We start from the raw sequence: 23,469 nt of genomic DNA, 5'->3' as shown, positions 1-23,469 counted from the left end.
AAATACTGTATTTACATGACGAGTTTTCTTTCATCGTGTGACGGATGATCCAATTTTATCGCGTAAGGATTGTTAGAATTATCACATTGTCCGGTGGCATGGCCTGCCGGTTACCTTTTGGAGAACATCATGACCGATCTTAAAGCTGCCGCACAACGCGCCCTGCAACTGATGGATTTAACCACCCTGAATGAAGATGACACCGATGAGAAGGTGATCGCACTGTGCCGCCAGGCGAAATCGCCAGCGGGCAATACGGCTGCCATCTGCATCTACCCACGTTTCATCCCGGCAGCGCGTAAAGCACTGCGCGAGCAGGGCACGCCAGACATTCAGATTGCGACCGTCACCAACTTCCCGCACGGCAACGATGACGTTGAGATCGCGCTGGCAGAAACCCGTGCGGCAATTGCTTACGGTGCTGATGAAGTTGACGTGGTGTTCCCGTACCGCGCACTGATTGCTGGCAACCGCGACATCGGCTTTGAGCTGGTGAAAGCCTGTAAAGAAGCCTGCGCTGCGGCTAATGTTCTGCTGAAAGTGATCATTGAAACCGGTGAGCTGAAAGAAGAAGCCCTGATCCGCGCCGCTTCTGAAATCGCGATTGATGCCGGTGCCGACTTCATCAAAACCTCGACCGGTAAAGTACCGGTGAACGCGACGCCAGAAGTGGCGGCGATCATGATGCAGGTGATTCACGATAAAGGCGTACAGCAACAGGTGGGCTTTAAGCCTGCGGGCGGCGTACGTACGGCTGAAGACGCGGCGATCTATCTGAAGCTGGCGGATGACATTCTGGGCGAAGGCTGGGCCGATGCGCGTCACTTCCGCTTTGGTGCATCAAGCCTGCTGGCCAGCCTGCTGAATACGCTGGGCCACGCCACTGCGACCAGCAAAGCGGGCTATTGATTCCAGCCTCAGGGTCGCCATCAATGGCGACCCAACGAATGTTTGGTGCATTTCACAGCAATCTCCCGGGGAGGCAACCTTGTTCCTGCCACAAGAAATTATTCGAAAAAAACGCGACGGCCTGCCACTGAGCGAAGCGGAAATCCGCTTCTTCATCAATGGTGTGCGCGACAACAGCGTGTCAGAAGGTCAGATTGCCGCGCTGGCAATGACCATCTATTTCCACGATATGAACCTGGATGAACGTGTTGCGCTGACCATGGCGATGCGTGATTCCGGCACCGTGCTCAACTGGCAGTCGCTGAACCTCAACGGCCCGATTGTGGACAAACACTCGACGGGTGGCGTGGGCGATGTGACTTCGCTGATGCTCGGCCCGATGGTCGCCGCCTGCGGTGGGTATGTGCCGATGATCTCCGGGCGCGGCCTCGGCCATACCGGCGGCACGCTGGATAAACTGGAAGCCATTCCTGGGTTCGATATCTTCCCAAGCGACGACCGCTTCCGTCAGATCATTAAAGATGTCGGTATCGCCATTATCGGCCAGACCAACTCGCTGGCACCTGCTGACAAGCGTTTCTACGCCACGCGTGACATCACTGCCACCGTTGACTCGATCCCGCTGATCACCGCCTCGATCCTTGCCAAGAAACTGGCGGAAGGATTGGATGCACTGGTGATGGATGTAAAAGTCGGTTCTGGTGCTTTTATGCCCACCTTCGAAGCCTCAGAAAACCTGGCGCAGGCGATTGTTGGCGTGGCGAACGGCGCAGGCTGCAAAACCACCGCGCTGCTCACCGACATGAATCAGGTGCTGGCATCCACCGCCGGTAACGCACTGGAAGTACGTGAAGCGGTGCAGTTCCTGACCGGTGAGGCGCGTAATCCACGCCTGCTGGAAGTGACCATGGCGCTGTGTTCGGAAATGCTGATCTCCGGCAAGCTGGCAGAAAACGATGCCGAAGCGCGTCAGAAACTGCAAAACGTACTGGATAACGGCAAAGCGGCGGAGGTCTTCGCGCGCATGGTGGCGGCACAGAATGGCCCGGTCGATTTCATCGAGCGCATGGACAGCTATCTGCCCGCACCAACGCTGAGCAAAGCGGTGTACGCCGATCGTTCTGGCATCGTCAGTGCCATGGATACGCGCGCGCTGGGCATGGCAGTGGTGGCACTGGGTGGCGGACGCCAGCGCGCCAGCGACAGCATTGATTACAGCGTGGGCTTGAGTGACATGACCACGCTCGGTACGCAGATTGATGCGCAGCGTCCGCTGGCGGTGATTCATGCCGCGTCAGAAGCGCAATGGCAGCAGGCCGCAGAAGCAGTTAAAGCCGCCATCACGCTAAGTGACAGCGCGCCTGCGCAAACACCGGTGGTGTATCGCCGCGTCAGCGAGTAACGCTTCTTCGTGCCAGGCAGCGGCCGTTCGGGTATACTGATCTGATCGCTTTTTTTTGACTTGTCATCGCGCCGTTGCGCAGGAGACTTGCATGAAACGTGCTTTTATTATGGTTCTCGACTCCTTTGGGATCGGCTCCAGCAAAGACGCCGATAAATTCGGTGATGAAGGATCGGATACGCTCGGCCATATCGCCGAAGCGTGCTTCGAAGGCCGCGCCAATGAAGGCCGCGAAGGCCCGCTGCATCTGCCAAACCTGACCGCGCTCGGCCTGGGTAAAGCGGCTGAACTCTCTACGGGGCGTTTCCCGCCGGGCCTCGACGCCAATGCAGAAATCATTGGTGCCTATGCTTACGCCAGCGAGCTGTCATCCGGTAAAGATACGCCGTCAGGCCACTGGGAAATCGCCGGTGTTCCGGTGCTGTTTGACTGGGGCTACTTCAGCGACAAAGAGAACAGCTTCCCGCAGGAGCTGCTTGATGTGCTGGTGAAGCGCGCCAATCTGCCGGGTTATCTCGGTAACTGCCACTCTTCGGGTACGGTGATCCTCGACCAACTGGGTGAAGAACACATGAAATCCGGCAAGCCGATTTTCTACACCTCGGCGGACTCGGTATTCCAGATTGCCTGTCATGAAGAAACCTTTGGTCTGGATCGTCTGTATGAGCTGTGCGAAATCGCGCGTGAAGAGCTGACCAACGGTGGCTACAACATCGGTCGTGTGATTGCGCGTCCGTTTGTCGGCGACAAAGCGGGCAACTTCGAGCGTACTGGCAATCGCCACGATCTGGCTGTGGAACCGCCTGCCCCAACCATGCTGAAAAAACTGGTGGATGAGAAGGGCGGTGAAGTGATCTCTGTGGGTAAAATCGCGGATATCTATGCCGAGCAGGGCATTACCCAGAAGGTGAAAGCCACCGGGCTGGATGCACTGTTCAATGCCACCATCGAGCAGATGAAAAAGGCGCCGGACAACTCGATTGTGTTCACTAACTTCGTTGATTTTGACTCCACTTGGGGCCATCGTCGCGATATCGCCGGTTATGCCGGGGGACTGGAGTTCTTCGACCGCCGCTTGCCGGAGTTGATGGAGTTAGTGAAAGAGGGTGACATTTTGATCCTCACCGCTGACCACGGCTGTGATCCAAGCTGGCATGGCACTGAGCACACGCGCGAGCACATTCCGATTTTGATTTATGGCCCGAAAGTGAAGCCGGGATCGCTGGGTTACCGCGATACCTTCGCGGATATCGGCCAGACCATTGCGAAGTATTTTGGCCTGTCCAGCATGGACTACGGTAAAAGCCTGCTGTAAAACAGCCCACCAATTTTAATAAGGAAAATAACCATGGCAACGCCTCATATTAATGCAGAAATGGGTGATTTCGCGGACGTCGTACTGATGCCAGGCGACCCCCTGCGCGCTAAGCACATTGCTGAAACCTTCCTGGAAGATGCAGTAGAAGTGAACAATGTGCGCGGCATGCTGGGTTACACTGGGACATACAAAGGCCGCAAAATCTCAGTGATGGGCCACGGCATGGGCATTCCATCCTGCTCGATCTACACCAAAGAGCTGATCACTGATTTTGGCGTGAAGAAAATCATCCGTGTGGGTTCCTGCGGCGCGGTACGTGCAGATGTGAAACTGCGTGATGTGGTGATTGGTCTGGGTGCTTGCACCGATTCCAAAGTGAACCGTATGCGTTTCAAGGATCACGACTTCGCAGCGATTGCCGATTTCGACATGGTGCGTAATGCAGTTGATGCGGCAAAAGCACTGGGTGTGGATGCGCGCGTCGGCAACATCTTCTCTGCTGACCTGTTCTATACGCCGGATCCGCAGATGTTCGATGTGATGGAGAAGTACGGCATTCTGGGCGTGGAAATGGAAGCGGCCGGTATTTACGGCGTTGCCGCAGAGTTCGGTGCTAAAGCGCTGACCATCTGCACCGTGTCGGACCATATCCGTACTCACGAGCAGACCACCGCTGCTGAGCGCCAGACCACCTTCAACGATATGATCAAGATCGCGTTGGAGTCGGTGCTGCTGGGAGATTAATCCCGCCCGTTTCGTTCGGTGCGTATCAATGCGCACCCTACGAACGCACCAGCGTGCAGGGTCGTCATTATGGCGACCTTATTTGTCACCATACGAAATCATCGATACCCTTCAGGCCGACCTGACCCCCTCTTCGTAAACATCTGACACACTTTTAGCCAAGCTTGTGCATCTTCCTGCTGGCTCTAAAGCCATCTCTGCTTATCATTAGCGTGATAACAAAGAGACTAAGCCCCCCTGATGAATTTCCGTAATTTCGAAGCCGAAGAGAAACTGTTTGTCCGCCGTGCGCTTGTCGCTTTTGCCCTGGTCGTCATCTGCTTCATCATTCTTGGCGTTAACCTGTATCGTATTCAGGTGGAGCAGCACAGCTATTACCAGACGCGCTCCAACGAAAACGACATCAAAATGATCCCCATCGCGCCGACGCGAGGGTTGATCTACGATCGCAACGGTATTCCGCTGGTGCGTAACGTCACCTGGTACGACATCCTCGTGACGCCTTACAAAATCGACAATATGCAGGAGACGCTTAAAGAGCTGACCCCGATTGTGGATCTGACCCCGGAAGAGATCGAAACCTTCGAGCACGAACTGAAACAGAACAGCCGCTATAAGCCGGTTGAGCTGAAAGGCGAACTGACCGATGAGCAGGTGGCGCGTTTTTCCGTAAACCAGTTCCGCTTTACCGGCGTCAGCATTGATACCTATCAAGACCGCGAATATCCCTACGGTGCCGATTTGGCGCACGTGGTGGGCTATGTTTCAAAGATTAATGACAACGACTTCAAACGCCTGAACGCGGAAGGCGTCGGTGAAAACTACGCGGCTGACCACAACATCGGCAAGCAGGGCATCGAAGGCTATTACGAATCTATTCTGCACGGTAAAACCGGTTATCAGGAAGTGGAAGTGGATAACCATGGTCGCATCGTGCGCGTGCTGAAAGAGGTGCCGCCAGTGGCGGGTCAGAACGTCTATCTGACGCTGGATCTGCATCTGCAACAGTATGTTGAGAGCCAACTGGCTGGGCAACGCGCCGCTGCCCTGATTGAAGATCCGCGCGACGGTAGCGTGTTGGCGATGGTTTCCGCACCCAGTTACGATCCTAACCCGTTTGTGAAAGGCATTAGCTACAAGGCCTATAAAACGCTGTTGCAAGATAAAAACCTGCCGCTGATTAACCGCGTCACACAAGGCCTGTATCCACCGGCTTCGACGGTTAAACCTTATATGGCGATGTCTGCGCTGCTGACCAAGGTCATTACCCCCAGTTTCACCATCTTTGGCGCGCCGACCTGGACGCTGCCGGGCACCGATCGTAAATATCGTGACTGGAAAAAATCGGGGCATGGCACCCTTGATGTCACCAAAGCGATTGAGGAGTCAGCGGACAGCTTCTTCTATCAGGTGGCATTTATGATGGGTATCGACCGCATTCATACCATGCTGAGCCAGTTTGGCTATGGCAAACCTACCGGCATCGATCTCAACGAAGAGTATGCCGGGCTGCTGCCGAGCCGTGAATGGAAGCAGAAAGTGCACAAACACGCGTGGTATCAGGGGGATACGGTATCCGTCGGGATCGGGCAAGGTTACTGGATTGCTACCCCGATTCAGATGGTAAAAGCACTGGTGGCACTGCTCAACAATGGCCGGGTGATCAATCCCCATCTGCTGGAAAAATCGCAGCGCGGCACTGAGCAGCAGCTCTACCAGCCGAAAGACCCGCAGCCGCAGATTGGCGATCCGAAATCGCCTTACTGGTCATTGGTACGTCACGCGATGTTCGGTATGGCTAACGCGCCAAACGGCACCGGCTACAAATACTTCCACACCGCACCTTATGGCATCGCGGCAAAGTCAGGGACTTCACAGGTCTTTAGCTTAAGGCAGAACCAAGTCTATAACGCCAAGATGATCCCCACGCGCCTGCGTGACCACATCTTCTACACTGCTTTCGCGCCGTTTAATGACCCGAAAGTGGCAGTAGCGTTGATATTGGAAAACGGGGGAAGTGAAGGGGTGACGGCAGCACCGTTGATGCGCAATATTCTCGATCACATCTTCCTGCCGCCACCGTCTGAGCCGCCGGTGGAAACTGCGCAGAAAAACTAATTTGCGCGAGACCGCACCCAACGTAGCGGTGCGGTTAATCGCGCGAGCCTGACACGCTGCCACATGCGCAATAATTTGCGCCGCGACACTGTGGTCTAGCGGAAAAACACCCGGTTACGACCGTGGTTTTTCGCATCATAGAGCGCGGCGTCAGCATTGTTATACAGGGTTTCGAAATCCGAACCTGGTTTGCCATAGCTCACGCCAAGGCTGGCTGTCACCAACTGGCCCGGCAGCACCGTCAATGGCGAGGCGTTCAGTGAAGCGTGAATTGCGCCCGCGACAATCACCGCGTCTGATAAACGGTAGTGCGGCAGCAGCACGGTAAACTCCTCACCGCCGATACGGCCAATACTGGCATCTTCCGGGCAGTGCGTCTGGATACGTGACACCAGGCCGCAAATCACCTTATCGCCCATCGGATGACCGAACTCATCGTTGATCTTTTTGAAGTGATCAATATCGAGGATGATCAGCGCCGCCGGGCCATTGCTCAACGTATTAGTAATACGCTGAATGATGGCACCGCGGTTCCAGACAGCGGTGAGGGGATCGTGGCTGGCTTTGTACTCCAGCTCCTGCGCCAGTTGATGCAGTTGCTCATTGACGCGGTTGAGTTCACGTTCGGCGCGGTCACTGCGTGAGATCATACGATAGGTCTCACGCATCAAACGCTGATAATGGCGATTCACCATTTGCAGCGCATCACGGTAATCCTCCGCACTGAGCGAGCCTTGCGCCGCGACATCCTGTGAACGAGTCAATACTTCGCTCTCTTCGCGGAATAGCTCGTTCAGGTCCATCATGATACCAATTCCGCTCGCAGATTGACCTGCAGATCGGTGAAGTCGAGCGCCAGTTCCTGGCCGAACTCTTCTGAGACATCATCTTCTTCGTCGAAGAACCAGTTCAGCTCTACCGTCTGGCCGTTTTGCGCCAGCTGGTTGAACAGATCGAACAGGCTGAACAGCATCTTGGTACTGGAACTGTTGAAATAGCGCAGGGCGATATTCACTTCAGCCTGGCCGCCATTTTCAGGCTTCCAGCTTTCCAGGGCATCCAGCAGTGGGCGATAGAAGGCCGCGGCATTCTCCGGCCAAGACTCTCCACGCAGGGCAAACTGGCCAGTTTCGAAATCGAAATTGACGTCGGGGGTGCTTTCTGTGGCAGCAATAACAAGGTTTTGCATAACAAAATCAATCCTGGTGAATGGTGGCTTTGAGCCAAAACGTGGCGTAACCACTGGAAGCCAGCGGACGCAGTTCATACTCCAGCGGTTCACTGACATCTCTTGCAAGCGTCAGTAATCCTATATTGGCCCCTTTGCTTGTCGCAGGGCTCTCGGCACGCAGACCTACTCGGTAAGCCTGTTTGATCTCTTCATTGCTCATGGTGCGCAGCAAATCCAGCCAGTAGCGCAGTTGTTCGCAGGCCACTTCATCGACCTGATTGCTGCTCTCCAGCACGTAGTTGTCGCCATCTACGTGCAGGGTGACGGTGCCGAAGCGAAAATCCTGCTCGGCATGGCTCATGATGCGGCTATCCTGCGAGTAACGTAGGATGTTCTGTACGATTTCAACAAAGCTTGAGAACAAGCGGCGACGCACTTTCACCGGCGCCTGCTGATTCTCCAGAAAGACCTTGATCACCTCGCCCATGGCGGTGATGTTCTGCGGCGAGAAAAAGCCAGTATAGTGCAGCGCAACGCTTTCGGGCGGAACGCGGCTAAGGCTTGAACCTGAGTTCATATGGTGCTCATTCAATAACGGAAGCCAAACCAGGTGACGTCATCGCGTCGCGGCTGGTTGCCTTGCCAGTTGAGAAATTCCCGCTCGAAGGTCGCTGACAACTCGGTCATCGGCAGGGTTTGATATTGCGTTACCAGCGTCTGAATGCGCTTTTTGCCAAACATAATGTGTCGTTCGCCGCCCGGCTGATCGGTGACGCCATCGGTCATGACCAGCAGCATGTCGCCCGGATTGAGCGTGCGCTGGTGCTGTGGCCAGATGTAATCCTGCGGGGTGTCGGTATAACCCACGCCAACGCGATCGGCCTTTAGCGATTCCGCATCGCCAGCGGCAGGGTGCAACAGCGCATGCATACGTGCGCTGGCCCAAGTGAGTTGATGCTGTTGCTTATCAAGGTGCAGCGCAATCGCATCACAGCCGTCATTGGATAATGAGGTTTGCTGCGAGGCATTCAGCTGACCGAGAGTTTGCTTAATATGACGATTGAGTGATTGCAGCAGATCGGACGGTGCGCGACGATTTTTCTGCAAGGCATTTTCCAACGCCGATTGCAGGATCACCGTCATAAAGGCACCCGGAATGCCGTGGCCGGTGCAGTCGGCAATCAATGCCAACCAGCCGTGTTCATCCTGATGGAACGCATAATAATCGCCGCCCACCCCATCGCGTGGCTGCCAGTAGAGGCACCAGTCGTTGAGCTGCTGCGACATTTGCTGCTTTGAGCGATCGAGCATGGCGTCCTGAATCACGCGCGCATAATCGATGCTCTGCAAAATTTGTTGATGCTGCTGAGCCTGTAAATCGGAAACGGTACGGATGAGGTCGATACCTAGACCGATGCCGATGTAGCGGCCTTGATCCGTGAGAATAAAGCCGTCAGTAACCGATTTATCGCCGCTGGCGACCACCTGTTGTGCCACCTGATCAAGCTCGGTATCGGCATCAATCACCAGCGGTTCTTTATCCATAAAGGCGATGCAGCTTTTACGGTCATAGAGTTCGCGGAAGAAGGGGCGCGTCATCTGTGACAGGAAAATATGACGGTTGATCATGCCAAAGGGGGTACCGTTCTCCACCACCGGCAAGCCAATCAAGTCTTTGTGTTCAGTAAACAACGCCATGACTGCGGTGTTGTCCATGGCTGGACTAACAAACGGCACTTCAATGCACAGCGAACGCGCACGGGAACGGCTCGACAGGGAGGCTAATCCTGCGCGTAAATCAGGCAACTGCATGGGAGTATTCTGGCATTGGTTAGGAATTATCCTAGATTACTGCACTGCCATGACAGTTTTATGTCACAGCAGTGCAATAGAAGAAGAGCTAGAGGAAAAATTACTCTTCTTTCAAGGCTTCAGCCACATGACTGATCGCCCGCACCACTTCGCTGGAGCTATCGCGAATCTCAGAGATCACGCCACCCGCTTCTTTGGCGAGTACCACGCCATGATCGGCACGTTTCAGGTTCGATTCGATACCTTTCAAGGCCTTTTCCGCCAACATATGGTTCTGCTGCACCTTGTTCTCGATCTCGGTGGTCGCGCGGTTAATGTTCGCCGCCAGCGTGCGTACCTCATTGGCGACCACGGCAAAACTGCGGCCATGTTCACCCGCTCGCGCGGCTTCTACCGCTGCATTCAGCGCTAACAGGTTTGTTTGATCGGCGATGCGACGGATGCTCGCGACAATCGCGCCGATGCGATCGGAAGACTCGCTCAAGTTATTAATATCGCCGGAAATACCGTGCAGCTCGCCCGCCAGTTCGTTGATGGTCTGCACGCTGTTTTCAATCACCGTCGCGCCGAGGCGGGTGCTTTCGCTGGTTTGCAGCGCCGTCTGATAGGCCTGCTGCGCCGCTTCACGCTCCAACTGGTTCTTCTCGACCTGAGCGGTGACATCGGTGGCGAACTTCACCACTTTGTAGAGCTCTCCTGCCTCGTTAAACACCGGGTTATAAGTCGCACGCAGCCACACGGTGCGCCCCTGCTTGTTAACGCGTTCAAACTGACCGGAGATATACTCGCCCTGATTCAGCTTGTGCCAGAAGCGGCGATACGCTTCGCTATTACGCATCTCCACAGGGCAAAACTGGCTGTGATGCACACCGGTTACTTCATTGGCACGATAGCCCATGGTTTTCAGGAAGTTGTCGTTGGCCATCAACACTTCGCCTTTAAGGTTGAAGGCGATAACGGCCATGGAGCGTTCAATGGCGGCAGTCATAGCGCGCTGCTCCTGTGCATCGACAATGCGCGCCGTAATGTCGCTCGCCAGCTTGACGATTTTGATCACCCGGCCGCTGCGATCCTGCACCGGCACATAGTTGGCTTCCAGCCAAATCGGGCGGCTATTCTTGGCGACACGCAGGAATTTATCGCTAAAGCCTTCGCCACGGTTCAGGCGGCGCCAGAAATCACGATATTGCGGTGAGTAAACCTGGTCTTCAGTGCAGAAGATGCTGTGATGCTGGCCGACAATCTCCGGCAGCGTGTAGCCCATACGCTCAAGGAACAGCGCATTGGCCGTGAGAATCTGGCCCTCCGGTGTGAATTCGACCATGGCGATAGCATCCTGCAACGAGTTGAGCGTTGCACTGCTATGGCCGCGTTTCTGCCACGCAAGGCGTGACAGTACTCCCGATGTAATTGTGCTGAACATGGTGGACCTTATTATTGGTATTAGTCGTCAGCACGGTTATCGGCTGTTGCGGTTAAAAATTCACCACTAAAGTTAGTAGTTGCAGAAGATTTTTTACCGGTTGGTCTGAAGGTTGCTGTAAAAGCCAGCAGTCAGCGTGTTTTTGCTGAAAAGCGTTTGACGGTGCGGCCTGAGTAGGGTTTAATGCGCCCCGTTGCCCGGATAGCTCAGTCGGTAGAGCAGGGGATTGAAAATCCCCGTGTCCGTGGTTCGATTCCGCGTCCGGGCACCAACATTCTGAAAACCCAGCCTTTATGGCTGGGTTTTTGCTTTTGTGGGTTTTGAAATATTCGTGATTACTGATCCCAACTTTTTGGGTTTGAGATCGGAGCGAGTAAACTCTCCATTCGATACTTCCCCTTCCGTTTTCAGCAGTGTGAAATTTTATAATTTCCGCAGGTTGAATCTAACATCTGCCCACTATTCATCTTTCAGAGTGCCAGACACGAAAAGATGTTTGCGCTATGTAGTGAACATCAAGATGCAGATGATTAGTAAAGTAACCAGGCAAATACAAATCAAGTGATCGAAATAATTCGTCTTGTGGTGCGATGGAATCAGGTGTTGGCCACTTGCCGCCTAAGTTGAGCGATAGCCAGACCTGAACGTTAGTGCATTCTTCCAGCGTGCCGTCTGAACCGATGTTGTAGCAGCCAGGACGGTAGCGGTGCGCTATCAGCAACGTCGCTTTGACCATGGAGTCGTATGGCCGGGATGGAGTCCAAAGGAACGTGGTTTTACAAAAACCGCAACCCGATGAATTCTGGCTGAGGTGAAATGTTTCATATGATATATCCGGGCGTTCTTCGCCGTTGAACTCGATCGCCGGTTGGCCGTAGAGCCCTTCAACGAGTAAATCGCTTGGTCTAAGTAGTGGATATTTACCGTCTGAAGTGCAAAGCACCATTGGGTCCAGATAACCGGGTATATGCCGCTTTTGGGTCAACAAAAAAACGTTTGCGACTTGTGTTGTTAACAGCAGCCACTGACCGTTAGGTACAGATTTCACTTGGTAATATGAGTGAACATAGCCCATGAATAAATCCTCCAGATTGTGCAAGTGGGGATTCATCCGCTAACGGGAGTAAATCCCCGTCAGGGTGGGTAATACAAGCCATATGGCGATGTGATGAGAGAATCTTAACCATCGTAGATGGCACCCGCTCTAAAGGTGTGCGAGTATTGGGACCGCCGATTGGCGCTTCTTTCAGGTCCGTGAAGGTTGATTTAAGCAAATTAATACTCGTACATAATCTCATCACTATCAAGTGCAGGAAAATATTATTTTTTGGAGTTTAAATGGCAATCTCTATAAATGACTCAATTTGGAAAACATTAATCACTACAATTATTCCCTTATGTTTAGGAACGCTTATTTTTGGTATGATGATTGAGTCTTATAAAAATGAATTAAACTTTCGAGGCGACATCATGAAGGACTACTATACACCTTTAGTGGAAAAGCAAAGGGAATGCATTGATATTGGTGAATCATTGTCGGGGGATTATAATTCTCTGGCTGGCAACTATGTAGTGATGTTAAATCAATATAAATTATTCTTGAGCGGTCAGGCCCCGAGATTGACTGACGAGTTTAAAAATTACTTACAAAATCTATTGGTAAGTGACAGGGAGTTTAGGAAAAGTTCAGAGAAACATACAAGATCTCTTGCGCAGTGCAAAGAGGAACTCCATCAGTCATATATTAACGTGGCGTTAGTAACTGGAACATTAAAGGAGTTTAAACTACTTGACGATGAAAACAACATTTCGCTTAATAAAATTGACTCAATTGCTAACCTGCGAGCAGATGAACTCCGTGAAGAGTTAAAAAAGATTGATCTTTATAAGGTTCTATCCTCTTACTTTATATCGGGTGACCCTGGAGATAAAAGAAATGATGAAAACGACAAGTACACTCAAGAACTGATCACTACTAAAGTACAACCATTGGTGGAGTTTTTTTCATTTGCTTCAAAAGTTGAAAAAGAAAGGAATGCTAAAACCCTTCAATTATCTCAGAAGTATAATGAAATTCTTGAAAGTGAAATTAGCTCAAGATATAAACGAAATTGGTTCTCAAAGACATTTTTTTAACCTTATGCATTTCCATATCAATTGAATGAGGGAGAGAGTCAATGTTTGAGATAAAGAATGAAGATACCCTCTTTCGCCTCTCATTTATTGAGAGGGTTGAAGAGCCAGAGGAACCCCAGGAAGATTTAATAATGTGTTGGCTTGAGATCAATGGCTGCAACATATGCCTGCAATGTCAGTGCGAGCTTACGCCACATGATCTCGGAAGCCTAAAAAGCATGGTATCGGATTTTTATAATTCGCTTAATCGAAGCGAGCAGCCTGAGCCGATAAGCTTCGCGCCAAGAATGGAAACTTTTACCTGCGGTTTCAATCTTGTTGAAGGGAGTGATCTCGTAGGATTCACTTTTACTGCATCCCCTAATGTGTATGACAGCTGGAAACTGACGGGTGGAATAATGATAGATCAGTCATATTTTCCTGCATTGATTCGGGGAATTGAGTCAATTCTGACAAACTGACAGTAACGATCGATGATCTAATATTATTGGGAATAATCATAGTTTACACCGTGAATAGCCATAGCATTGGTATCATGAATAGATCACTACACCGAAGATATCGTTTTAGTGATGAACAGACTGATTGGCACTATCTGACTGGTTATGCTCTATATTGAAGGAAATTTTCAACCTATCTAAAATTCCATTTCATATAAATCACCTGAAAGATACCCTGACAATATTTAATTATGTCAGGGATGTATTACGGATGAGTTCATCTCGATGCTTTATTAAGAAAATAAATCACTCGATGATTTTAAATATGTGATCTTCATCAATGCATTCTCAAGTAATGACTATATATTTACGCTTCGCAACGGCTCACGGGTTTTGATGGTGTTTGATTGCGTGATAATGCGTGCTGAAAGGAATGCTGTTGCAAATTACAAATATGTTTAATAAATGGATGCGTTAATATGAATAAGCTTGTTAAGTTTTCTATTGCCTTTGCAGTTGTTACGGTTTTATCGGGTTGTACTGGCAGTGTCTATAACAAAGAAAAGAACTGTGATTACGATTACCTGCTGCATCCTGCGGTTTCTATCTCCAAAATCATTGGCGGTTGTGGTCCGGTAGATAAATAATCGGCATTGCTGATGTGCGGTCAGTCATACGAATGGCTGGCCGCAGTTAAACAAGAATAAATAAGTTTTTTATATAAATGCACTACTGAGTCAGCAACTGTTTGAGCAGCGCGCGGCTCTTATTCGAATCATCAAACTGTCTATCAATCATCTGAAGCTGATCCTGAATTTTACTTTTTAGTGCATCATAAAGTTCTGCACCAGACCATCCTGAAACAGATGAGGGCACCTTAACCTCTTATCAGGAATGAGAGGTGCCCATGCTGATTAGCAACCAGATCAACTATCGCCCTGAAAAACCGATGTTATAATCCGTTTTTTGCTGCTGCGAAGTGAACCTGTCCATGAGTGTTAACGACCACAAATCGCCCACCATCAATGACATTGCCGAGGTCGCTGGCGTCAGCAGCATTACCGTCTCTCGCGTGTTTACCGCCCCGGAAAAAGTGAAAGCCAAGACGCGCGACAAGATCCTGCAAATCGCGGATGAGATGGGCTATGTGCCTAACGTGTTCGCGCAGAACATCAAAACCACGCAAAGCCCGATTATTGGTATCGTCGCGGATGACACCTTCAACCAGAGCTACTCCTATGTGATTCAGGAGTTGTGCAAGCTGGCGGAAACGAAAGGCTATTCGGTGATGATCTTCACCACGCGCGGGGAGCGGGAATCCGAGGCCAAGGCGATCAATACTCTGGTCGGCTACAAAGCGGCAGGGATCGTGCTTTCCGTGATCCGCGACAGCGATGATTACGACGTCAGCCATCTTAAGGTGCTGCAAAACTCGCGCACGCAGTTGATTCAGTTTGATCGACAGTTTGATGCCACCCTGCCGGCGGTGTTCGTGAATGACCAGCGCGCCGGTGAGTTGATTGCTTCTGTGGTGAATGAGAAGGGCTATCGCAATGTGCTGATCATCGGCGGTCAGCAAGACTCACGCATTACTCAGCGCCGGATCAACAGCTTCTGCCAGCAAGTGGCGAGTGAAGTGCAGGTCACTCGCCTGTACGCCGATTATCGCTATGATCGAGCCAAAGAGATTATCGCCAGCCACTTTTCAGCTAACGAGGCACAATATGACGCCATCATCGGGATTAATGGTGCGATCTCGCTGGCAGCGCGCAACATCGCAACGCGCTGGCGTCTGCAAAAAGCCGACTTCCTCTCGATTGATGATATCCCCAATGCCGAGGATTACGGCTTCCATTACTGCTGCGTGGTGCACGACTACAAACAATGGGCGACCATTGTAGCGGAAAACCTGATCGCCGCGATTGAAGAGCGCCCATGGCAGCAGCGCACCATGATCAATGGCTTCCTGAAGAACCACCGCTAGCGGCTGAGAAGGCCTGCGCCTGACTGCGAGGCTGTGGTTTTAAACCGATCAGCAAGGTAATCAGTGCCCCCGCGAAGTAGCATCCACTGTAGATAAACACCACGCCTTTGACCTCCAGTAACGGCAGCGCCAGGGTAGCAATGGCCGGAGCGACAAAGTTGCTCATGCCTGCGGCAAGGTTATATATCGAGATGGCCGCGCCCTGATGTTCTGGTGCCAAACGCGGGAACAGCGCTGTCATGGGTACAAAGGCCGACATAAAGAACCCCAGTACGATCGAGCACATCGCGGCGGCCCAATATTCTGGCCCGAGATACAGCGGCACGTAGTAGAACAACAGACACGCCACCCCGCATCCCACGCAGCCAAACCAACGTACCACTCGGAGCAGACCGAGTTTTTCCGCGACGATTCCCCAGAAAATATTGAACACGATGGTGCTGGCAAAAAAGATTGCCCATACCTGCAACCAGGCAGCCAGTGTGAAACCGATTTTCATGAACTGGAACGGCATAATTACCGAGAAACCAAATACCGCCAGTTGGTTAATCACGCGTATCACAAATGCCCAGGCAATGGCGCGGTTGTGAATCAGTAGCGTGGCGGCTTTGGGCAGCTCTTTCAGTCGGGTGCTGAGGCTCGCATCCTGCAAAGCTGAATGATGCGTGATGCCACGCAGCGCACTGAAGGCAATCGCGCCGCTGGCAGCAACGAACAGCAGCGAAATGCACAGCATGTTGAATTCACCGATCACCGGGATCAGCAGTCCTGGCAAACCGCTACCAATCACTCCAATGCCCAGAGAGTAGGCCGCCCAGAACCAGCCGCTGGCCGCCGAGACGTTTTCCTGCTTCACGTTCTGCACAATCATGAGCAGGAAGCCGTAACAGAACAGCGGGTAGGCAATGCCGCGCAGGGCATAGCACAGCACCATCAGGCCGAAATTGGCCTGTTTCAATCCCAGCCACAGGAACAGCACATGGAAAATCAGCCACAGCGCCAAGCCGATTTTCATGGTTTTTAGCGGTGAGATGGCTTCTGCAATGACGCCCGACGCCCACGCCGAGAGTGCTGCGGCTAAGCCATAGATGGTGATCACGAAGGAGGCATCAGCCTGAGTGAAGCCAATCGAGACGATGTACTTCGAGAGAAAGGCCAGCTCAAAGCCATCTCCCGCCATAAACATAAACAGACCCACATAGCCACCTGCCAGACTGAGTGGCAAGCCAAACCAGTACCTGCTTGTTGTGTGCTGCATAATGTTGCTCTCTTGTTAATGGATGAGGTGATGATGGGCAACACTAATCTGATTAATGTTCACGCAAACATTTTGTTGTTTGAAGTGAGAGCTCTATCTCAAAGCAAGTTACAGGGTTATGTGTGTTTTATGTATAAATAACTGAATTTAATATCTAAATGTGATCCTGTGTTAACTCGATCACAGAACGCGCTCCGTCAAATAGAAATGTTTACGAAAACATTTTAACGTTTCTCTAGCGAAGTCAGCCAATGAGAGGCGCAACAGATGCAGATTAAAAAGCTGGTGAATTACGGCCCTGAAGATTATCGACTGGAAAGCGGCACGCTGCCGGAGCCGGGTGTGAATGAGCTGCTGGTGAAGGTGGGCGCATGCGGGATTTGCGCCTCCGATTATCACTGCTATCACGGTGCTCCGATGTTTTGGGGCAACGACACTTTCCCGCGCTATGTGAAAACGCCGGTGGTGGCGGGGCACGAATTTTATGGCGTGGTACACGCAGCGGGAGCTGGTGCACTCGAGCATTTTGCGGTCAGCGTGGGCGATCGGGTGATTGCCGAACAAATCGTCCCCTGTGATAAATGTCGTTTCTGCCGGAATGGTCAATATTGGATGTGCGAAAAGCACGATATCTACGGCTTCCAGGCCGAAGATGCCGACGGCGGCATGACGGAATACATGCTATTTAAACCCACCAGCCGGGTGCATAAAATCCCGGATACGCTGTCGCAAGAGGAGTGCGCCCTGATTGAGCCTTTCTCCTGCTCGGTGCATGCGGTGAATCGCGGCGATATCCAGTTCAATGACGTAGTGGTGCTGGCGGGGGCGGGCACGCTGGGATTAGGCATGGTGCAGGCCATCAAACTGAAAACGCCTAAAAAGCTGATCGTCATTGATACCATGCCGTTCCGCCTCGAACTGGCGAAAAAGCTCGGTGCTGATGTGGTGCTGAATCCGCTTATGGAAGATGTGATTGCCAAGGTGAAGGCCATGACGGATGGCTACGGCTGCGATGTCTACATCGAGGCCACGGGCAATCCAGCCGCCGTCAATCAGGGCTTGCAGATGATTCGTAAGTTAGGGCGCTTTGTCGAGTTCAGTGTGTTCAGCCGGGAAACCACGGTGGATTGGTCGATCATTGGTGACCGTAAAGAGCTGGATATCCGCGGTGCGCACCTCAGCCCGGGTACCTACGAAACGGTGATCGATCTGTTCCGCCGTAAGCTCATTACCGCCGACGGCATTGTGACGCATCGTTTTTCACTGGACGAGTGGCAGCAGGCCTTCAGCACCTTTGGCTCGGCCGAAGCCATCAAAATTTTGCTGATTCCCGACCAACAGGCAGGATAAACGATGACATTACATGCTGTTAAACACAGTGCGCTGCTGCGCCAGCCAGAACATTTTATCGCGCGTGATGATGTCCATGCGCTGATCCACAAGCTCACCGACAAGTTGATTCACATCGAAGATCGTAGCGGCGAATTTGCACTGCACCTTGATGATGGCCGCATCATTGATGCCAAAGGCTGGGCGGCGGGATGGGAGTGGACCCACGGCGTTGGGCTGTACGGTATTTATCACTACTACCAGCAAACCGGCGACGAGCAGATGCGTGCGGTGATTGATGACTGGTTCAAAACGCAGATTGATCGCGGTTTACCAACCAAAAACGTCAACACCGTTTGTCCACTGCTGACGCTGGCCTATCGCTATGAGGAGACGCGCAATCCGGCATGGCTGCCCATCCTCACGCGCTGGGCGGAGTGGGTGATGTATGAAATGCCGCGCACCGAGCAGGGCGGTTTGCAGCATGTGGTCATCCACAAAGAGAACCACCAGCAATTGTGGGATGACACGCTGATGATGACCGTGATGCCGCTGGCGAAAATCGGCTTGCTACTCAATCGGCCAGAATTTGTCGAAGAGGCGAAATACCAGTTTCTGCTCCATGTGCAGTATCTGATGGATCGCGAAACCGGCCTGTGGTTCCACGGCTGGACCTTCGACGGCAATCACAACTTTTCGCGTGCACGCTGGGCGCGCGGTAACAGCTGGATCACCGTGGCGATCCCGGATTTCATTGAACTGCTGCAGTTGCCAGAGCAGGATGCCACGCGACGTTATTTGTTGCAGGTGCTGGAACATCAGGTGCGCAGCCTGGCCGAATGGCAGGACGAGAGCGGCTTGTGGCACACGCTGTTAGACGATCGCGACGCCTATCTGGAGAGTTCGGCCACTGCGGGGTTTGCTTATGGCATCCTGAAAGGGGTGCGCAAGCGCTATCTCGATCAATGCTATGCCGCTGTCGGGCAGAAAGCGATCCAGGCAGTGGTTGCCAACATCAACGATGATGGCGAGTTAAAGCAGGCGTCCTTCGGCACTGAAATGGGCAGCAATCTCGATTACTACCGCCAGATTCCGCTCACGCCGATGCCTTATGGCCAGGCGATGGCGATCCTGTGCCTGAGCGAATATCTGCACGTCTATCTGTGAGTGTTACAACGCCAGCTGAATCGGCTCGGCGTTCCCCTCCTGTTGCGCGGGAACCGCGCAGCAGATCAACACTTCGTCCTCGGCTACACTGGCGCTGGGCGCGGTTTTATAGGTCACCGCACCTTGCAGTAGCCGGGTTTTGCAACTGCCGCAATGCCCTTCGCGGCAGCTGTATTCCGGGCTGAGGCCACGTGCTTCGGCCAGTTCCAGCAGTGAGCCGCTATGCGGTGTCCAGCGCGCTTCTTTCAGTGACGTCATAAATTTGATCGGCACATCGCTGGTTGAGACCGGTGGCAGCTGTGCTTTGGGTTCAGCAGCCTCTTCATGTCGTTGCAGCGATGAGGGGCCAAAAGCCTCGGCGTGAATGCGCTTGTCGGCAATGTTGTAGCTGCGTAGCCCGTCATACATTGCCTGTGTAAACTGCGGCGGTCCGCACAGGTAAAAGTCGTAATCGTTGAACGGCAGCACCTGGGAGAGCAGCGCCATATCAGTGCGCCCCGCGATATCATAATCAAAACCTTGTTCCGCCTCGTCCGTCTGGCTCAGTACACGCACCAGCTTGAATGCGCCCTGTGCAGCCGCTAGCAGCGCATCCAATTCGCGCACAAAAGGCCGTTCAGCTTTGCTTCGTGCTGACTGGATAAAATAGGTCGGGCGCATGCGCTGCTTGCGGCGTCCTTCATAAACCAGGTGACGCAGCATCGCCAACATCGGGGTAATGCCCACGCCTGCGGCGATCAACACCGCCGGACGCGTTTCCTGGGCATCAATAGTGAAATCACCGGCAGGCGCACGGGTTTGAATTTGATCGCCGACCCGAAGATGATCGTGCAGATAGCGCGATACCACGCCATCGCGCTTGACGCTGATGCGATAAAAACCGTCTGACGGTGCAACGGACAAGGTGTAATGGCGAATCAATGGTTTCTCTGTCTCGGGCAACTGCACGCGAATGGGCAGATGTTGCCCAGCCTGATGCGGCAGTAATCCGGCACCATCATCCGGCATCAGATGAAACGAACGAATCGACGCGCTTTCATCGATAATCTTCGTCACTTTAAAGGGGCGCCAGCGCTGCGCCAGTTCGCTGGCGCGCAGGCGTTCGGCGGCAGACTGCCAGTCGCCCGTCATCTCTGATGCTGGTGAGACACCATCCGGCGCGGTTTGCCAGCGTAAGGCGAGGGCGGCACGACGACGCACAATGCGGCGTGCGCGGAAGGTCCACAGCCGTTCGGCACCCAGGAATGCAGTGATTTCCGGCGAGTCGAGGATCACGCTGGCATCACCGGTCATTTGCAGCGTATCGCCGCTGCGATAATCGACAAACAGCAGCCCAGCTTTGCCGTTCTGGTGGATGTTGCCCAGCGTGGAGAAGAACAGATTGCCGTTAAAATCGGGAATGGTCAGCAGACCATCGTCACCCACGCGCACAAAGCCGGGTTTACCACCGCGATGTGAGGCATCCACCTGTTGCTCAGCGTAGGTGGCAACGTAAAACGCATCTGCGCTGGCGATGGTGCTGCGGGCCGCCTCATCCAGCGTGGTCATCTCCTCAACCTCGCCGTGAAAAGGTTCGCCGGGCAAATGCTCGAAGCGGAAGTCTCGCAGCTGAATGTAGCGCGGGCAGTTGCCAAAACTCTGCATCACCTGCACACGAAAACCACCGCCAATGGCGCTGAGCACGCCGTTCATGCGGTTACGGCGGCGCGTGTGCAATTCGATACCGAGCAAACCCACCGGCGCGCCATCAGCGATCCCTTCCGCAGCAGGATCGCTGGCGTCCGGGTAGGCTTCAATATCCAGCATGGTGGCGTTGGGCGAGAAAATAAAACCGGGTTTGCCTTCCAGCAGCGTGGCCCAGGCATCACCCTGTTTATCGACACTTCCCACCACGATAAATGGCAGTTGTGCGTAAAAATCGCGATGCTGGTCAGGCATGTAGTCGCGAACCACGCGCTGGCCAACCTCCGCCATGCGTTCGGCCACGCCAGCCTGCTGTTGCAGGGCTCGTTCACCTGCATGCCATACCGGAAGTTTCTCGCCCATAATGGTTCACTCACGCGATGCTGCGCAGACCGGCAGCGGTTTGCGGGAAAGGAACAAAGCCTGGCAGCGCTTCGATACGGCGCAGCAGTGCATTGACCGCCGGATAGCCGGAAAGATCGACATTGCCCTCCGGCGCACCGATCAGATAGCTGTACTGTGCGATATCCGCGATGGTCGGGCGATCGCCGACCAGCCATTCACGCCCGGTCAGGTGTTGATCCATCAGCGACAAAATCGTGTGCGCACGGGCGATCACTTCGTCAGGGTTGAACGGGCGGCCAAACACGGTAATCAAGCGTGCCGCGCAGGGGCCATAGGCCAGCTCACCAGCCGCCACCGATAACCAGCGCTGTACCTGAGATGCACCCAGTGGATCTTCTGGCAGCCATTCACTACGGCCCGATTTCTTCGCCAGATATACCAGAATGGCATTGGAGTCAGAGATATAAACGCCGTCATCTTCCAGTACCGGCACCTGACCGAACGGGTTGATGGCGAGAAACGCCGGGGATTTGTGCTCGCCGTTGGCGAGGTCAACATCGATGACCTCGTGTGGCAGATCGAGCAAAGACAGGAACAGACGAGCACGGTGTGCATGGCCAGAAAGTGGGAAGTGGTAGAGTTTCATCAGTGATGTCCTTTAGTGGTGGCCGGGGTGATCCCGAACGCTGTCTAAAGGTTGTCACAGCCTGTTGCGCGGCAGAATAGCCAGGTTTGCGAAGTCATTATTGCGGAAAGTGGAAGAATAATGGGCCGCGCTGATACAGGACGGCCCTGCAAAATTGTTCAACCTCTTTTGCAGGGCGCGCAGGGCGTATAGCGAGTATCGCGCATGGGTTGGCCGGGAACTATGAAACTACGGCACTCCCCGCCACAGCCTGCGCCTGCTGTTCGCTTTGCTGCTCCTCGCGATACTTCAGACGATCCCACACGCGGAAGAACGGATAGTAGATCACCATCGAAATTGCCAGGTTCACCACCTGCAATACCGTGCCGGAAATGTGACCGCCGGTAGCCAGATAACCGCTGACAAATATCGGGGTAGTGAATGGCAGGGCAATCCCGGCAGGCGGTGCAACCAGACCGGTGGTCATAGCCGCCCAGGAAACAATCACCAGTACCACCGGCGTCAGAATAAACGGCAGGAACAAGTAGGGGTTCATCACCAGCGGAATACCAAACACCAGCGGCTCACTGATGTTAAACAGGGCCGCCGGTCCAGCGATTTTACCGAGCTGCTTCATCTGGCGACTGCGTGAGCGAATCAGCATAAAGATCACTAGCCCCAGCAACGCGCCAGTGCCGCCGGGCGCAATCCACAAATCGTAAAACTGCTGTGTGAAGATGTGCGGGATCGGCTGGTTGTGCTGAAACGCCTCCAGGTTTTCACTCATATTGGAGAGCCAAACCGGCTGGATAAACACCAGCACAATGGCATCGCCGTGCAATCCGAGCGTCCAGAGAATACCGATCAGCAGCACTGAGAAGATCATGCCTGGCAGCGTGCCGCCTACGTGGTGCATCGGCAATCCAATTACCGTAGCGATCAGGTTGTTGATATCGCCAAAGGGTGAAGCTTCGACCGCAAGGCGGATCACCAGCACCACCGCCAACACGCAGAAGCCCGGTACCAGCGCGAGGAAGGATTTTGCCACCGCGGGCGGCACGCCTTCTGGCATCTTAATCACCAGATTGCGGTTATGGACGAAGCGATAAATCTCCGTCGACATCAGCGCAATCACAATCGCCACGAACAAGCCCTGGCTGCCAATCATCGAAATCGGCAGTACGCCCGTTACCAGTTGTGCGGGGGCATTTTCAACCGGAGCAAACAGCGTCTGCTGCGGAATGGTCATCACAAAGGCCACTAGCGCCATGGCACCGCTGGTTAACGGGTCCAGCGTGCGGTACTTCTCCGCCAGACGATAGGCGATACCGAAGCTGGAGATCAGCGCCATGATGTCGTAGGTGGCGCGCACCGGATAGAGCAGTTTGTTGCGCCAGGTGTCGCCAAACAGGTCCGCCATCAAATGGCCCCATGCGGGTATCGGCAGGTAGGCGAAAATCAGGAAGAAGCTGCCAATCAACATAAACGGCATGTTAAGAATGATGCCGTCGCGCACCGAGAGCACATGCTTCTGGCCAGCGACTTTCAGCGCTGCGGGCAACACATAACGTTCAATAAGAGTACGGTTGGACACAGGGCCTCCTC

At 53.3% G+C, this 23,469-nt stretch carries 21 protein-coding genes and 1 tRNA gene; 12 read left to right on the top strand and 10 right to left on the bottom strand.

Annotated features, from left to right (window positions below):
- Nucleotides 1-129: 129 nt before the first annotated feature.
- The 5 genes from deoC (at nt 130) to mrdA2 (ending at nt 6,491) form a co-directional block, all read left to right on the top strand.
- A complete protein-coding gene (gene deoC, locus F3J38_RS17650; RefSeq protein WP_084934800.1) occupies nt 130-909 on the top strand; it encodes a deoxyribose-phosphate aldolase in 780 nt (259 codons plus the stop codon).
- A 79-nt stretch (nt 910-988) separates the two neighbouring features.
- Nucleotides 989-2,311, top strand: coding sequence for a thymidine phosphorylase (gene deoA, locus F3J38_RS17645; protein WP_167140602.1), 1,323 nt, complete (start codon nt 989-991; stop codon nt 2,309-2,311).
- 91 nt (nt 2,312-2,402) lie between these two features.
- Entirely contained in the window at nt 2,403-3,626 is a 1,224-nt protein-coding gene (gene deoB / locus F3J38_RS27970) for a phosphopentomutase (protein WP_205298308.1), read from the top strand.
- Nucleotides 3,627-3,659: 33 nt separating this feature from the next.
- Complete coding sequence (deoD, locus tag F3J38_RS27965) at nt 3,660-4,373, top strand: purine-nucleoside phosphorylase (protein WP_034828492.1); 714 nt, start codon at nt 3,660-3,662, stop codon at nt 4,371-4,373.
- Nucleotides 4,374-4,613: 240 nt separating this feature from the next.
- Entirely contained in the window at nt 4,614-6,491 is a 1,878-nt protein-coding gene (gene mrdA2, locus F3J38_RS17635) for a peptidoglycan DD-transpeptidase MrdA2 (protein ID WP_167140600.1), read from the top strand.
- A gap of 95 nt (nt 6,492-6,586) precedes the next feature.
- On the opposite strand, the gene F3J38_RS17630 is transcribed toward mrdA2, so the two are convergent.
- The 5 genes from F3J38_RS17630 to F3J38_RS17610 form a co-directional block, all read right to left on the bottom strand.
- Nucleotides 6,587-7,297, bottom strand: a complete 711-nt coding sequence (locus tag F3J38_RS17630; protein ID WP_240156026.1) for a GGDEF domain-containing protein — start codon at nt 7,295-7,297, stop codon at nt 6,587-6,589.
- Nucleotides 7,294-7,680, bottom strand: a complete 387-nt coding sequence (locus tag F3J38_RS17625) for a DUF1987 domain-containing protein (RefSeq protein ID WP_167140598.1) — start codon at nt 7,678-7,680, stop codon at nt 7,294-7,296. The genes F3J38_RS17630 and F3J38_RS17625 overlap by 4 nt, the downstream gene beginning before the upstream one ends.
- 7 nt (nt 7,681-7,687) lie before the next feature.
- Nucleotides 7,688-8,239 carry a SiaB family protein kinase gene (locus F3J38_RS17620; RefSeq protein WP_084934795.1) on the bottom strand — a complete coding sequence of 184 codons (552 nt, stop codon included), beginning with the start codon at nt 8,237-8,239 and terminating at the stop codon, nt 7,688-7,690.
- A gap of 11 nt (nt 8,240-8,250) precedes the next feature.
- Complete coding sequence (locus tag F3J38_RS17615; RefSeq protein WP_167140596.1) at nt 8,251-9,474, bottom strand: SpoIIE family protein phosphatase; 1,224 nt, start codon at nt 9,472-9,474, stop codon at nt 8,251-8,253.
- A 100-nt stretch (nt 9,475-9,574) separates the two neighbouring features.
- Entirely contained in the window at nt 9,575-10,897 is a 1,323-nt protein-coding gene (locus tag F3J38_RS17610) for a methyl-accepting chemotaxis protein (RefSeq protein WP_167140594.1), read from the bottom strand.
- Between the two features lie 195 nt (nt 10,898-11,092).
- On the opposite strand from F3J38_RS17610, the gene F3J38_RS17605 reads away from it, so the two are divergent.
- Nucleotides 11,093-11,168 (top strand) — tRNA-Phe (locus tag F3J38_RS17605).
- Nucleotides 11,169-11,360: 192 nt separating this feature from the next.
- On the opposite strand, the gene F3J38_RS17600 is transcribed toward F3J38_RS17605, so the two are convergent.
- Nucleotides 11,361-11,972 (bottom strand): hypothetical protein, encoded by a 612-nt coding sequence (locus F3J38_RS17600; RefSeq protein ID WP_167140592.1) that lies wholly within the window; start codon nt 11,970-11,972, stop codon nt 11,361-11,363.
- Nucleotides 11,973-12,235: 263 nt separating this feature from the next.
- Here F3J38_RS17600 and F3J38_RS17595 point away from each other — a divergent pair, with 263 nt between their 5' ends.
- From F3J38_RS17595 to F3J38_RS17580, 4 genes are all read left to right on the top strand, one after another.
- Complete coding sequence (locus F3J38_RS17595; protein WP_167140590.1) at nt 12,236-13,033, top strand: hypothetical protein; 798 nt, start codon at nt 12,236-12,238, stop codon at nt 13,031-13,033.
- A 41-nt stretch (nt 13,034-13,074) separates the two neighbouring features.
- Nucleotides 13,075-13,494 (top strand): hypothetical protein, encoded by a 420-nt coding sequence (locus tag F3J38_RS17590; RefSeq protein ID WP_167140588.1) that lies wholly within the window; start codon nt 13,075-13,077, stop codon nt 13,492-13,494.
- Nucleotides 13,495-13,952: 458 nt separating this feature from the next.
- Nucleotides 13,953-14,120, top strand: coding sequence for a YhfL family protein (locus tag F3J38_RS17585; protein WP_167140586.1), 168 nt, complete (start codon nt 13,953-13,955; stop codon nt 14,118-14,120).
- A gap of 344 nt (nt 14,121-14,464) precedes the next feature.
- Entirely contained in the window at nt 14,465-15,457 is a 993-nt protein-coding gene (locus F3J38_RS17580; protein WP_167140584.1) for a LacI family DNA-binding transcriptional regulator, read from the top strand.
- On the opposite strand, the gene F3J38_RS17575 is transcribed toward F3J38_RS17580, so the two are convergent.
- Nucleotides 15,429-16,715, bottom strand: coding sequence for an MFS transporter (locus tag F3J38_RS17575; RefSeq protein ID WP_167140583.1), 1,287 nt, complete (start codon nt 16,713-16,715; stop codon nt 15,429-15,431). The two genes, F3J38_RS17580 and F3J38_RS17575, sit on opposite strands and share 29 nt — an antisense overlap.
- 267 nt (nt 16,716-16,982) lie before the next feature.
- Between F3J38_RS17575 and F3J38_RS17570 the strand changes: the two genes are divergently transcribed.
- Together F3J38_RS17570 and bglB are read left to right on the top strand one after the other, a co-directional pair.
- Nucleotides 16,983-18,065, top strand: coding sequence for an alcohol dehydrogenase catalytic domain-containing protein (locus F3J38_RS17570; protein ID WP_167140580.1), 1,083 nt, complete (start codon nt 16,983-16,985; stop codon nt 18,063-18,065).
- 3 nt (nt 18,066-18,068) lie between these two features.
- A complete protein-coding gene (gene bglB / locus F3J38_RS17565; RefSeq protein ID WP_167140578.1) occupies nt 18,069-19,211 on the top strand; it encodes a beta-galactosidase BglB in 1,143 nt (380 codons plus the stop codon).
- Between the two features lie 3 nt (nt 19,212-19,214).
- Here the strand turns inward: bglB and F3J38_RS17560 are convergent, their stop codons facing one another.
- The 3 genes from F3J38_RS17560 to celB form a co-directional block, all read right to left on the bottom strand.
- On the bottom strand, nt 19,215-21,257 hold the full coding sequence (locus F3J38_RS17560) for an FAD-binding oxidoreductase (RefSeq protein WP_167140576.1): 2,043 nt from the start codon (nt 21,255-21,257) through the stop codon (nt 19,215-19,217).
- Nucleotides 21,258-21,267: 10 nt separating this feature from the next.
- A complete protein-coding gene (locus F3J38_RS17555; RefSeq protein ID WP_167140574.1) occupies nt 21,268-21,885 on the bottom strand; it encodes a glutathione S-transferase family protein in 618 nt (205 codons plus the stop codon).
- A 220-nt stretch (nt 21,886-22,105) separates the two neighbouring features.
- Nucleotides 22,106-23,458: a PTS cellobiose transporter subunit IIC gene (gene celB / locus F3J38_RS17550; RefSeq protein ID WP_167140572.1), complete on the bottom strand. Its 1,353-nt coding sequence runs from the start codon at nt 23,456-23,458 to the stop codon at nt 22,106-22,108.
- Nucleotides 23,459-23,469 lie beyond the last annotated feature (11 nt).

This window comes from Candidatus Pantoea formicae (genome assembly GCF_011752625.1).
Lineage (GTDB): Bacteria > Pseudomonadota > Gammaproteobacteria > Enterobacterales > Enterobacteriaceae > Pantoea > Pantoea formicae.
The sequence above is the reverse complement of the archived record's forward strand: the minus strand, read 5'-3'. Positions and strand labels throughout refer to the sequence as shown.

Excerpts from the sequence above, each read along its gene's own strand:
- bglB (WP_167140578.1), top strand. The coding sequence starts at position 18,069 with ATGACATTACATGCTGTTAAACACAGTGCGCTGCTGCGCCAGCCAGAA.
- F3J38_RS17555 (WP_167140574.1), bottom strand. The coding sequence starts at position 21,885 with ATGAAACTCTACCACTTCCCACTTTCTGGCCATGCACACCGTGCTCGT.
- F3J38_RS17600 (WP_167140592.1), bottom strand. The coding sequence starts at position 11,972 with ATGGGCTATGTTCACTCATATTACCAAGTGAAATCTGTACCTAACGGT.
- mrdA2 (WP_167140600.1), top strand. The coding sequence starts at position 4,614 with ATGAATTTCCGTAATTTCGAAGCCGAAGAGAAACTGTTTGTCCGCCGT.
- deoD (WP_034828492.1), top strand. The coding sequence starts at position 3,660 with ATGGCAACGCCTCATATTAATGCAGAAATGGGTGATTTCGCGGACGTC.
- F3J38_RS17585 (WP_167140586.1), top strand. The coding sequence starts at position 13,953 with ATGAATAAGCTTGTTAAGTTTTCTATTGCCTTTGCAGTTGTTACGGTT.
- F3J38_RS17575 (WP_167140583.1), bottom strand. The coding sequence starts at position 16,715 with ATGCAGCACACAACAAGCAGGTACTGGTTTGGCTTGCCACTCAGTCTG.
- deoC (WP_084934800.1), top strand. The coding sequence starts at position 130 with ATGACCGATCTTAAAGCTGCCGCACAACGCGCCCTGCAACTGATGGAT.
- F3J38_RS17590 (WP_167140588.1), top strand. The coding sequence starts at position 13,075 with ATGTTTGAGATAAAGAATGAAGATACCCTCTTTCGCCTCTCATTTATT.
- F3J38_RS17615 (WP_167140596.1), bottom strand. The coding sequence starts at position 9,474 with ATGCAGTTGCCTGATTTACGCGCAGGATTAGCCTCCCTGTCGAGCCGT.
- F3J38_RS17580 (WP_167140584.1), top strand. The coding sequence starts at position 14,465 with ATGAGTGTTAACGACCACAAATCGCCCACCATCAATGACATTGCCGAG.
- F3J38_RS17570 (WP_167140580.1), top strand. The coding sequence starts at position 16,983 with ATGCAGATTAAAAAGCTGGTGAATTACGGCCCTGAAGATTATCGACTG.
- deoB (WP_205298308.1), top strand. The coding sequence starts at position 2,403 with ATGAAACGTGCTTTTATTATGGTTCTCGACTCCTTTGGGATCGGCTCC.
- F3J38_RS17610 (WP_167140594.1), bottom strand. The coding sequence starts at position 10,897 with ATGTTCAGCACAATTACATCGGGAGTACTGTCACGCCTTGCGTGGCAG.
- F3J38_RS17560 (WP_167140576.1), bottom strand. The coding sequence starts at position 21,257 with ATGGGCGAGAAACTTCCGGTATGGCATGCAGGTGAACGAGCCCTGCAA.
- F3J38_RS17620 (WP_084934795.1), bottom strand. The coding sequence starts at position 8,239 with ATGAACTCAGGTTCAAGCCTTAGCCGCGTTCCGCCCGAAAGCGTTGCG.
- F3J38_RS17625 (WP_167140598.1), bottom strand. The coding sequence starts at position 7,680 with ATGCAAAACCTTGTTATTGCTGCCACAGAAAGCACCCCCGACGTCAAT.
- F3J38_RS17595 (WP_167140590.1), top strand. The coding sequence starts at position 12,236 with ATGGCAATCTCTATAAATGACTCAATTTGGAAAACATTAATCACTACA.
- F3J38_RS17630 (WP_240156026.1), bottom strand. The coding sequence starts at position 7,297 with ATGATGGACCTGAACGAGCTATTCCGCGAAGAGAGCGAAGTATTGACT.